The organism is Noviherbaspirillum malthae (assembly GCF_015352985.1).
GTDB lineage: Bacteria > Pseudomonadota > Gammaproteobacteria > Burkholderiales > Burkholderiaceae_D > Noviherbaspirillum > Noviherbaspirillum malthae.
On record NZ_JACYXF010000118.1, the window covers coordinates 1 to 11,787 of the forward strand.

Annotated in this window: 12 protein-coding genes; 7 read left to right on the forward strand and 5 right to left on the reverse strand. The window is 51.0% G+C overall.

All coding sequences use genetic code 11. The annotated features are described in order from the left end of the window. Positions 1–183 precede the first annotated feature (183 nt). Complete coding sequence (locus tag IGW03_RS36200; RefSeq protein ID WP_194727232.1) at positions 184–393, forward strand: cold-shock protein; 210 nt, start codon at positions 184–186, stop codon at positions 391–393. Positions 394–751: 358 nt separating this feature from the next. Here the strand turns inward: IGW03_RS36200 and IGW03_RS36205 are convergent, their stop codons facing one another. Then, positions 752–925, reverse strand: coding sequence for a hypothetical protein (locus IGW03_RS36205; RefSeq protein WP_194727233.1), 174 nt, complete (start codon positions 923–925; stop codon positions 752–754). Between the two features lie 288 nt (positions 926–1,213). Here IGW03_RS36205 and infA point away from each other — a divergent pair, with 288 nt between their 5' ends. The 4 genes from infA (at position 1,214) to IGW03_RS36225 (ending at position 3,877) form a co-directional block, all read left to right on the forward strand. After that, positions 1,214–1,474 (forward strand): translation initiation factor IF-1, encoded by a 261-nt coding sequence (gene infA / locus IGW03_RS36210; protein ID WP_194727234.1) that lies wholly within the window; start codon positions 1,214–1,216, stop codon positions 1,472–1,474. A gap of 17 nt (positions 1,475–1,491) precedes the next feature. Next, positions 1,492–1,806 (forward strand): hypothetical protein, encoded by a 315-nt coding sequence (locus IGW03_RS38545; RefSeq protein ID WP_228536315.1) that lies wholly within the window; start codon positions 1,492–1,494, stop codon positions 1,804–1,806. A gap of 288 nt (positions 1,807–2,094) precedes the next feature. Continuing rightward, entirely contained in the window at positions 2,095–2,304 is a 210-nt protein-coding gene (locus IGW03_RS36220) for a cold-shock protein (RefSeq protein WP_194727235.1), read from the forward strand. Positions 2,305–2,875: 571 nt separating this feature from the next. Beyond that, complete coding sequence (locus tag IGW03_RS36225; protein WP_194727236.1) at positions 2,876–3,877, forward strand: transglutaminase-like domain-containing protein; 1,002 nt, start codon at positions 2,876–2,878, stop codon at positions 3,875–3,877. Positions 3,878–4,548: 671 nt separating this feature from the next. Here IGW03_RS36225 and IGW03_RS36230 read toward each other — a convergent pair. Beyond that, complete coding sequence (locus tag IGW03_RS36230) at positions 4,549–5,958, reverse strand: sulfite oxidase (RefSeq protein ID WP_194727237.1); 1,410 nt, start codon at positions 5,956–5,958, stop codon at positions 4,549–4,551. 326 nt (positions 5,959–6,284) lie between these two features. Further along, positions 6,285–6,614 (reverse strand): hypothetical protein, encoded by a 330-nt coding sequence (locus IGW03_RS36235; RefSeq protein WP_194727238.1) that lies wholly within the window; start codon positions 6,612–6,614, stop codon positions 6,285–6,287. An 892-nt stretch (positions 6,615–7,506) separates the two neighbouring features. On the opposite strand from IGW03_RS36235, the gene IGW03_RS36240 reads away from it, so the two are divergent. After that, complete coding sequence (locus IGW03_RS36240) at positions 7,507–8,862, forward strand: two-component system sensor histidine kinase NtrB (RefSeq protein WP_194727239.1); 1,356 nt, start codon at positions 7,507–7,509, stop codon at positions 8,860–8,862. 2 nt (positions 8,863–8,864) lie between these two features. Further along, positions 8,865–10,262 carry a sigma-54-dependent transcriptional regulator gene (locus tag IGW03_RS36245; protein ID WP_194727240.1) on the forward strand — a complete coding sequence of 466 codons (1,398 nt, stop codon included), beginning with the start codon at positions 8,865–8,867 and terminating at the stop codon, positions 10,260–10,262. An 87-nt stretch (positions 10,263–10,349) separates the two neighbouring features. On the opposite strand, the gene IGW03_RS36250 is transcribed toward IGW03_RS36245, so the two are convergent. Then, on the reverse strand, positions 10,350–11,555 hold the full coding sequence (locus IGW03_RS36250; protein ID WP_228536316.1) for a hypothetical protein: 1,206 nt from the start codon (positions 11,553–11,555) through the stop codon (positions 10,350–10,352). A 57-nt stretch (positions 11,556–11,612) separates the two neighbouring features. After that, the coding region (locus tag IGW03_RS36255) for a transposase (RefSeq protein WP_194727241.1) at positions 11,613–11,787 on the reverse strand (175 nt) is incomplete at its 5' end.

An 11,787-nucleotide genomic window follows, 5' to 3' on the forward strand; every position in this document is an offset into this window, starting at 1 on the left:
GTTCGACCGGAAACGGCGGTGGTGCTTTCTGCTTTTTAGGCTTCTTGGTGGTCATTGCGTCGGTCATGGAACATCCCTTTCGGTATTATTTCATGACCCCGCTTTACACAGAAATCCTGACAGGCTCTTGATATCAGGCGCATTCTGGGCATTGCGCCTTTCATCTTTACAGAAAGCAAACAAATGAGTACTCAAACCGGTACAGTCAAATGGTTCAACGATGCCAAAGGCTTTGGCTTTATTAAACCGGACAATGGCGACGGCGATCTGTTCGCCCACTTTCAAGACATCGAGGCGAACGGCTTCAAGAGTCTGAGTGAGAATCAGCGCGTCTCGTTCGAGCGCAGCACCGGTCCGAAAGGCGAGAAGGCAAGCAACATCCGTCCTATCTAAGCCTTTATGTAGTCGAGCCGTTGCGACCTCATAGTGACGTCAGGGTAGTTGACACCCAATTCATCAACCGTTGACTATCATCCCATGATGGTCGTCGGAGAATAATGCAACCGGTACGGATATATGGCACCATGCAGATAGCATGGGCTGTAGATCCCGACTCTCAGTGACACCATGCAGATAGCTTGGGTCGTTGAAGGGCTTGTGTTAGGTAGTGAATAAAAGCTCGTTTTGGCGAGCTTTTTCAGTCTCTGGGGGAAGCAAATGGCAGCTGACTTGCGACACCCATCTGCGCAGCTGATTGAGCTGATCTTGTGCCTGCAACCTGGAACAATTTGCGGGCTCGGCTGCTGAATTCTTAGTCGGGATACTGTTCGTAGACCATGCCTTCGACGAGAACGCCGCCGAAGATGTAGCCGCCGCTGCAAATCATAATGCAAAGCTTACCGATGAAAATTACTTTTTCTCGGCCATTCATGGTTTTCCAGGTCGGCGCAGGAATACTTGCAGTCGTCGATGTAGTGGCAGCCATGTTTGTCTCCTAATGATTGTGATGATTTTTCAGGTTGCGCCATATTTCTGACAAACTGCTGACAATAACCTGACAATCTTTAATATGCCTAATGCGGGCAACGGAGCGTTTAAAGCTTCATACAGATACGCCAGGTGGCAATTGAAAGCGTAGAGGAAGAGGTGCGAGCCTTTGCTGTGTGTATGAAAAATTAGCCGGCACTATGCTTTCGGCACGCGAGCCGGTGATGGAACTGAAAATTGGGTTCGTTGCTTTGTTAACATCAACTCTTTTGTATGGGAAAAATATATGGCGAAAGAAGAACTTATTGAAATGAACGGGCTCGTAGCTGAAGTGCTTCCAGACTCTCGATTCCGAGTGAGTCTGGATAACGGGCACAAGCTTGTCGCCTATACTTCAGGGAAAATGCGACAGCACCACATCCGGATTCTCGCTGGAGACAAAGTTACCCTTGAATTGTCTCCATACGACCTGAGCAAAGGGCGAATTACCTTCCGCCATATCGAAAAGCGCAGCTCGGCTCCCGCCAGACAACAACGTCGCCGTTAATAACTCGAGACAGGTCTATGGAAAAAGATAACAGTATGACGATTAACCGCGCGGCGGGTGCAGCCGCAATATCAACAAGAGCTACGGATATTGGGGCAGAGCATGGCGTAGTAGTCTCTGAGCGTATCTGGGATATGGGCACAGACTTTGGGCACGAGTATGCACATCGTCTCGATCTCAGCACGGTAACAAATACGGTACGGCTGTATTTTTCAGATCTCGACCTGAGAGCATTTGGTAACAAGTCTCGAAAAGAACGGGTAGAAGACCGGCTGCAGCGTGCAATTGCTCAACTAGTAGTCCGAACTCCCTCGCCCATGTATAGGTACTAATAACAGCATGGGCTAAACACTCAGGCACTTGCATATGTTCAAGGCAATATGCATTCTCTAAAGTCATTTCTGACAGGACAAAAATTTCTGAAGATATGATTAGGTAGATCAGGGGTTTTCCTGTATTATCCTTGGCTCTGCACTTGTATCAAGACCTAGTCGTTGTTGGCCTCTCTCTGTTTTTGCTCTTCCCAAGAGCCATTCCTGTTTGAATCCCTACAGTTAGATTTCCCTTGGTTTCGGGTGCGCTCCGGGCGTTGTCCCTTATATTTTTCACAAGGATGTAACATGAGTATTCAAACTGGTACAGTAAAATGGTTCAATGATTCCAAAGGTTTTGGCTTCATTGCTCCTGACAATGGCGGTAGTGACCTGTTCGCCCACTTTAAAGATATTCAGTCAGATGGCTTTAAAAGCCTGTCTGAAAACCAGCGTGTTTCGTTCGAGCGCGGCACTGGTCCGAAGGGCGAAAAGGCCAGCAACATCCGCCCCATTTAATTTCAAACGACGACTGCAACGCAGCCAGCAGATGATGCATTCGTCGTAAGTACCGTACGCGGCTCATCTCGTTAGCCAGCTCCACTTATACGAGATGCGATGACACCATGCAGATAGCACGGGTTGTCGCGATATCTTGCCGAGGACACTATGCAGATAGCGTAGGTGTTTGGCAATTGGTCCGCGTAGTGAATGAAAGCTCGCTTTTGCGAGCTTTTTTTCACGTTGGAGGTTGCATAATTAATATGAGAATCGATAATGGCTTTATATATGGTGACGGAGTGCAAGGGTAGCAACAGAGCATCGATTGGCTGACTAAAACCAGCTTGCTAGCAGTTTTTGTTGCCCCAGCATCGTCACTCTCCTTGACGCATCGTACGTCATACAAGCGGATCATGTGACTATGGATTTTTCTTCTAACGCTTCATCGATTGCTCAGCATCGCTTTTTCTGTCGACTGGCATAGTCATTGCGTTTTTGTGCAGATCTTGAGATCCAATTGATATGGGAGTCGACAGTAAGGAAGCGTTACATCTGAGGTCGTAGTCTTTACCTAATCTGGAACCAAGCGATGCATGATTCAAGGTATTTCAATACACAACCCGCCATAATCAACGTTCATATCGGCTGTCGATTAGGATACATTGCAGCAGCACCGAGCCCAATCATTTTCCTGCTCAGGCCGCATGGCGACAGTTGCGGCAAGGTTGTTTACGAACGCTTTACAACGAGTGCGGGGAATAAGGAAAACAGGCAAACGGATGTGCATGGCAACCGGGCTATCCGAACCACGCTTCTGCCTGGATACAATGATTTTGTGTATGAGGCGACGCTTACCTTGCCAGCCAGACCCGATAGCGATGGAATATGTGCCGGTGTTACCCCTATTGGAGAGCTTCCGCTTGACGTGATCCACTATACCCTGCCAAGCCGCTACTGTGAGTCGGACCGACTAGTTGACTTCGCGAAAGACAATTTCGGGGATTTTCCGGCGGGCGGTCTGCAGGTGCAGGCAATCTGTGACTGGGTGCATGCCAATATCGAGTACCGATACGGATCCGGCAGCAGTCTGCTGAGTGCTTGTGACGTACTTAGGAGGCGCTACGGCGTCTGTCGTGACTTCGCACATGTCGTTATCGCGCTGTGCCGCGCGCTCGATCTGCCGGCCCGATATGTAGCGGGACATATACCGCGCCTGCTCGAAAATAGCTACAGCGCCGACAGCGACATCGGTCGTGATTTCCATGCCTACGTTGAAGTGTACCTTGGAGGGTATTGGTATACGTACGATGCCAGACATAATCGCCCCCTCACCGGCAGAATCAAAATTGCCCACGGAATGGACGCGGCCGATGCAGCATTCGCTACCTTCTATGGCGAGGTTGAGGCCACCGTGTTTACCGCGTGGTCTCATCAGGTCAATATTACTTCGGAAGCCGCAAACCACCAGCCAATCATTGATGCGACTTTGCGGCGCGCTTCCGAAGCAGGGCATATGATTCAGAGGCCCGTGAGAATCAACTTCACATCACCGAATTACAAGGTTAATGAGCAGCAAGCTGCCGTGACGTGAACGACGTCGCTAAATTAACTATGCGTGCATAGCCGGAACGGTGAGAACAAGCATGGGCTCGACGTCAACCAGCCGTTGAGAACAATCTTATGGGTTTTGGAGCCAATGACGAACCGAAGTTGGACATTATGGCAAGAAGGTTCGCAGCCGAGTCATTGGGCCGACCCATTGCCGTTACAGTCACTGAAGCCGTGACATTCGAATCTACGTCGCCAAGAGACTGTAAGAGTGTATTGGTCGACATTTCTGTCACTCTGTCTGGAAACGGAAGTCATCCGATGATTTCTTTGACTTTCATTTTCCGTGGAACCACTATTTCTACTACGGTTGACCCATGCGCAAAATCCTTTCAATTAGCGTATTAAATGTAGTCCTGATTTTGGACGCATAGCGGCTTCAAGTTCTTCTATGCATTTCTGTGTCACAAAGGCCCGTACTGATTCCCGCCGGTCTTTGCCGCCTATATCAGCTACATCAATTGACGACTTCCACAATTGCAATAGCTCGTCCAGAACTTTACCAGGAACAAAGTCTACAGTGTTCATTTGAGTTGGATAACCTTATTTCGATGATTTTCGAAGAAGCAAAAGCTCCCAGCGGCCAAATGTTACAGCGGCCTCTGAGAGCTTTGCATATTTCTTGGCTGATATCCAAGCTGCTGAAATCGGAATTCAGCGCGGCTTTGCTATCTGGTTTGTCACGTTAGGAATAATAGGCGCCTCCGCTCCCTTTACCGCGACCCGAGCTTTCGATGGCACATCCGGTTGTGCCCCGCCGATACCCTCCTGAACAGTAACAGCAATACGCTGAACACCATTCACCCCCATGCCTTGCCTATTCCATTGGTCATTTGGGTCAATGGGTTGTTGATTCCCTGCCTCATCTGTGGCCCGGCATGCCAGGATATAATCTCCCGGCTCGCTGACGGTCCACTCGAAGTGCCAGTGCATCCAGGCAAAGCGATCCTCCAGGGTACGCACCAAAGTTGCGTTCTTCCATGATTTGGCGTTGTCTGTACTCACTTGCACATTTGTGATGCGCCCTGAACCAGACCATGCCATCCCCTCCAGCATATGGGTCCCGGGCGCAACATATCTCTGGCGCGTGATGAGGTCCGGAATGCCGGGTGGTCGCATGACGGAATGTACCCGCTTGACTTGTACGGGCTCACCACGCTCGCCTTTTTGCTGTTGGTACCGATAGACCTTTTCCTGTTCAACACCTTTGAATGGCTGGTTGAGTACGGTGATTGCACGTAGCCACTTGACGCTTGCCATCCCGTACCAATGAGGAACGACCAAGCGCAGCGGGAAACCATGTTGTGGCAACAGGGGTTGCCCGTTTGCTTCCCATGCCAGCATGACGTCATCGCGCATGGCGTCTTCTATGGGTAAGCTACGTTCAAAGGCATGTTCAACACCGAGGTCAATTCCTGTATCCCAGCCAGTGAAGAGGACTTCCACAGCGTCCTCGAGCAAGCCTGCCTGCTCAAGGAAAGGGCGCAAGGGAGTGCCGCCCCATTGATAGGTGCCTATCGCCTCCTTGAACCAGGGGACATAGACTGCGCGCGGATGCAGAGTTGAACGCCCTGTGCCCGCACATTCCATTGTGACTGCCTGTGTCATCTTCGGTCTGGATTTGATGTCGTCCAGATTCAAGCTGAAGGGCTGTTTGACCCGTCCGCCAATAGCCACTGAGTAGCCGGTGGCTTCAAGGTCGGGAATGTCAAAATGGATGAGAAGGTAATGACAGCCCAATGGAGTAATTGGCCGACTTAACAGTTCGGCTTGCATTCCATGGTTTCGGAATGCAAGCACTGTTTCAGGTGCACTAAAGATATGTGAGGCATCTTGAGGGTCTGGCCGCAATGGGGTCGGCAGATCGGTAACCGTAGTACATGCAGATGGCGTTTGCTGCAGTGGATTGCCGGTTGTAACCTGTGCCGAGGTGCGACCGGCGACAAGAGCTGCTGCCGCCGCTGTGCTTTTTATAATGAATTGACGTCGATGCAAGGGGTTTACAGGGGCACTGCCTTTACTATCAGCAGGGTCAGCTTGATGTTTGGTGACGGAAGCAGCCATCGATTTCTCCTCATGATTAAAGTCATCCCCTTGCTACCCTGCGGGAGTAAAACAAGCGAAAGATAGGGGAGCTTATTGTTTCAATATCTTCGCCTTACGTGAGTTAAGAGAAAACTTTCGCGGGTAAAAATCTTCTACAGTTGCATGGCAAGAACCATCAAAGAGAATAGCGGGCTAGCGTTGTGGGCCATCGCATTAAAATTCGGAGACCTACACTCGGTTGTCGGTGCTCAAGCTGATGTGTGCCCTGTATGCCCTGACGCTCGAACGGCAGCGGTATCAACGCAAAGGAGATTGATCGGCTTCCAATTCAAGCCAGCGTCGCTTTATGGTTTCAAATGAATATGATCAACGATGTATGTCAGTGCTTCGTCAATTTCAGTGTCTTTGATCCATACGGCAAGTTGTTCACCGTTCACTGAAGAATGAACCTGATATCGTTGATGAATATTCCCAAGATCGGCCTGATAATAGTTAGGAAAAACAACATATAGCCCGCCAAAGTTCTCTTCTAGGGCAGGCATTAACTGAGTATAGATGAATGCCGCCGATATTTCACCGTTCATCCGACATGACTGCAGGAAGGCACCTGCAAGGTCTCGCTCTTCGGGTTGGAATAATCTTAAAGGAATCCGCATATCCAGTAAGGGTCTCATAGTGGGTCTCCTTGATGTTTTGGTGCGATATCGTTTCATCGTTATGTCCGTTCCTTTGCAACCACCATGCCCGGGAAATGAGGTCATTACGAATTTCGCAAGTCATTGAATTTATTGAATTATCCTTAGGAAATTGCAAATTTCAAAATGCATGGGTTATAAATGGGGCATATGCCCTATGCATCTGCGGGATATCACCCACTCGGAGCGCGGGGCGAGCCCGGCATACTCTGTCAAAGACCTTGACTGGCACTGTGTTCAAGTGCGTGACATAAGTTCTTGTAGCAGCACCTCGACCGAAACAACGGTTTTATGCGGCAAACCTTCCTTTGGGGTATCCGCCGATAATCGTCGTCCGACGGCCCGACGCTAACGGCCAAGTTGTTTTGCACGCGCTCCCATGTCCGTTACAGTGAGCATGCCACGTACACATCCAGCACGGTAAGCGTGGCTTGTACGCCACCACTCATGAATCATTCGACTCATCGCTCAGTCGTCAAAACAGTCCTGTCGAAGACATTCGATTCATCTATTCTCCTCGGCTCGAAGCATGGAAATTTGAGGTGTACCCCTCCGGATTTGAGCGACGGGATAACTATTTACCTTAGACGAATTGCGGCAGGGTACTGCATCAATACTATTGGCGTTTATTGGTAGCGAATATAAGCTGGTCTTGACTCTAATACGGCAATTATCGAACAACGGTTATCTGAACGGATTTATCTCATGTCTCATAAGTGCTTGTACCATGAGCGCTGCAACGCCAAATAGTCATTATTCTGCTTGCTGAATGTGAACCTGGAGCGTTTTCGCGAAAAAGATCGATTTACCTCAAGAAATCAAACCGCTATTAAATCGATCATTGGTGATCCAAGCGCAAACAGAGGCTCAGATGAACGCAACTGGCTCTCTATCACATGATTCGCCTTTTAATCTGAGCCAGCGCTTTCTGGCCCTAAGTTTTGTTTCGATTGCGATGGTCAGCCTTGTATCATCCTTTCTGCTTACATCCTTCCTCAAGGATCGATTTCTTCGGCAAGACGCAGAGGCTATGACGCAAGTCGTCAACAGTATTGCAAAGGTCGAGTTGCTAAATCGGCGTGATGCAGGAGACCAAGCCTTCAGCCTAAGCCTGGAGGATGTTGCGAAGCACATTACGACACTGCCGGACGTCGTCCGTGCCAACGTCTTCAATCGCGACATGCTTGTGGTTTGGTCCAACAATCGGGAGGTGACCGGTGTTCAAGTCGAAGATAATCCTTACCTGAGGCATGCGCTGGATGGTGAGCTTTCCTTTACTTCCGGAAAAATCGACGACGCGAACCATAACCGGCCGGAGCAGGTAGCGCTCGGGCATCCCGAATTTGTCGAGATTTACATGCCGGTCCAGGATACGGATGGCCAGGAGATTCTGGGCGTTGTGGAAATCTACAAGGTTCCAGATTCGCTGTTTTCCACCATCAGGGCCGGACAGAGGCTGATCTGGATTGCTGCTGCAGTCAGCGGACTATTTCTTTACATCACTCTGTTCTGGATCGTGCGTCGCGCTGATCATGTCATTCGCGGTCAGCAGGATCGCCTTATCGAGTCGGAAACTCTTGCAGCTGTCGGTGAAATGGCTTCTGCCGTCGCCCATGGCATCCGCAGCCCGCTGGCTTCGATCCGGAGTTCGGCCGAGCTCTGGAAGGAAGAAGCGCCCGACAGCAGCAACTTCGCGCAGGACATTATTTCCGAAGTGGACAGACTGGAGAAATGGGTACGGGGGCTGCTCACCTATTCCCAACAGTCTGATCGACAATACGAAGCCGTGGATGTCGTGTCGACCATTCGACAAAGCATCAGCCATCTAACGCAAGATCACTATCGGCAGGCCGTCGGCATTGAACTGGACATGAACGAAGATCTTCCCAGAGTGCGCGGCGACGGCGCCTTACTGGCACAGGCGCTTAGCAATATCATTGCCAACGCTGTCGAGGCATCCCGCGAGGGAAGCGTTGTGACCATTACGGGGAAAACCGACAATAGCCGCCAACGGGTGGAAATCCGTGTAACCGATAGCGGAGCCGGCATTTCGGCGGAGCAGATGTCCAAGATATTTATGCCGTTCTATACCACCAAGGGCAACGGGTTGGGAGTAGGGCTGGTGATAGCGGACCGTATCATCAAACGCTGCGGTGGATTGCTCGTGGTCCGAAGTCAGCTTGGTACGGGTACTAATGTAATCGTCACACTTCCGGTATTAAGTTAACCATGAACCCTGCGATCCTCATCATTGAAGACCATCAGGTCCTCGCGAGAAACATCATGACGTACCTCAAGCGCCGCGGGTATGAAACGATGATCGCGCCTACAGGCGAGCTTGGACTCGCCCAGCTTGCTTCCTTCGAACCCGATGTAGTTCTTCTTGATTATCATCTTCCCGAATCGAATGGCTTGCAAGTTTTGAAGGAGATCCGCAAGCGCCGGTCGGATGTCAAGGTCATCATGTTGACCGGTCACGGGAATGTTGAGATCGCGGTACAAGCGATGAAACTTGGCGCCGACGACTATCTGTCGAAGCCCGTTGCGCTGAGCGAACTACAAATCGCCATTGAGAAGGCCCTCAAGCTAGTAAGGGCCGAGAGAAAGCTTTCCTATTTCCTCAACAAGCAGGCCGAGAACGGTGCCTTAGCCAAGATCATTGGTGAATCGGCTCCGATGCTGGCGCTCAAGGATCTGATGAGACGTCTGATCAATGCTGAATGCATGCTGACTGACAACGCCCTGCCAGCCGTGTTGATTACCGGTGAGACCGGCACAGGCAAGGAACTGGTGGCCAGGGCTCTGCATTTCGAAGGCCCACGCAAGGAGCAGGCTTTTGTCGAACTCAATTGTGCTTCGTTTCCTCCACACTTGCTTGAAGCAGAGCTGTTTGGCTTTGAACGCGGAGCATTCACTGATGCGCATCAATCGAAGCAGGGACTGATAGAAGCGGCTGACGGTGGCACGCTATTTCTCGACGAGGTCGCCGAACTCGACTTGGCGGCACAGGCAAAGCTGCTCAAGGTCCTCGAAGACAAGAAAGTTCGAAGGCTGGGGGCTCTACGCGATAAGCTGATTAACTTCCGTATCATTGCCGCCACCAATCAGAACATCGAACGTTATGTGGAGGAGGGGCAGTTTCGTTCCGATCTTTACTACCGCCTTCGCACCGTGCAAATGACGCTGCCTCCGCTCCGCGAGCGTGGGGGCGATATTCTTTTATTGGCCAAGCTGTTCTTGGCTGGACATGGCAAGCGGTATGGCAAGACCGACCTGCGGTTCACTCCTGCCGCAGAACAGGCCATCCTAGGATGGCATTGGCCAGGTAACGTAAGGGAGATGTGCAATTTGATGGAGAAAGCTGCGCTCCTGACTTCGAACGGCATCGTGGACGCGGATGAACTCGGGCTTTGGAATGCACCGCCTGCGTCCAAAGCTGTGACGGTATGCGAAAGGTTAGCCGGTAATGACGACCTGAATATGGAACGGATGGAGCGCGACTTCCTCAGCGAAGCGTTGCGCAAGACAAATTGGAACGTCACTCAAGCTTCAGCTCTATTGGGCCTTTCACGCGATACGCTGAGATATCGGATGGAGAAGTATGGCCTGAAAAATCAGGCACCATAACCAGCAGTCATGCCGGTTATGGTGACCACTTACTTAAGACAAATACTAATCGCTCTTTTTTGATGTATTTGCGCTACATCACCTAGGTCACGGCGCGCGAGGCTTCAGACGTACTTGCTCCGGTACCTGAAAGGGAAAACCAAGCACTACCGCCGCACCGCGCACCCGGTTCTGAGCCCGGCATTTGTGGGTACAAAGGGTAGAGGGCGGTGCTACCTCCACTGCATCCTCTCCCATCACTTGGCCCATTCGACCGCCGCTCGCGACTAGCCATTGGGAGACAGCGCCGCAGTGTTGTACCGGTACGAGTTCGCCCGTACTCGTACGAATCTGGTTGGTACAGGACGGGTGCGGAACACGATCGGCAACTTGCGGGCTATCACGGCCGACGAATTTCGCTGAAGCGTCGTTAGCGAAGTTGATGCGTGCGCTGACCGTAACAGTGCTGTCCTTATACGGAAGGCTTTCTCCCTCACGCGCCCGAAAGTTGGGGTTGTCGAAATAGAAAGCAGAAGGGGCCAGCACATGCGTGAACAGGGTTCTGGACTGGTCAGAACGTTCCACTTCCATTTGGAAGATGCCGCCTTGAGCGCAGTCCTTTGCTTGAATTTTCATGACCAGGCCTACACCCTGTCGCATCAAGACCAGATCCGGCCCTTCGAGTTCAAGGTCTACATTACTTGTCAGGACAAGCCCCCGATGGTCCGGCATCTTGCTTGCAAATACCGGGGTCGGGATACCTCCGGTGATATCACGCGGATTTGGAGCACCGGTCATCTGGTAGTTCGTAATACCGAAGGTGGCCGAATCCACGTCGAAGCTCACATACTTACCCTGCACCCGGAAGGACGATCCGAGGCCGGCTGCGGGCAGTGATGCATCTTGCGGGGAGGTGCGTCCCAATACGGTGAACCCTCCACCTTCACATCCATCCGAGGAGGCGGCGTTGGCATCATGTGCGATCATGCACAGGCTTAGCACCATCGTGATTACGATAGCGCAGCGCATGGGATGCCGCAAATGCTGGCTGCTGTTGGCTGCGACACCTTCCTCGTTCGTCATATCTTTAAACGCAATTTGTCTAAGTGATAAGCGCATCTCCGTCTCCTGCCTCCGGGTTAATTTTGTGGTCATTTGAACTAGCACGTCGACATGACGACCTGCAGTATCTACTTCAGCAACCTTTGTGCCACGAAGTCGAAAATTTGCGCACAAGCTTAAGCGATTGTATTTAAAGCGATTTAATCCAATGGGAACGATGAGGACGATTTTTAACCCCAGAAATTGGGGCATATGGCCCAAGGAATCGTAAGCAAATGCCCCACTAACCGCTAAGATTCCGTTTGAAAACTACTCATTTTCGAATAGACGTTTGAGAAGTAAGCTGCCCATAGCGATATAGATCATTTCGCAGGAGACGTCGATGCGTCCCTCATAGTCACGTACTAAGCGCCGCCATTGCACCATCCACCCAAAGGAACGCTCGACAACCCAGCGACGCGGCAGCGGAACAAATGTGTGCTGA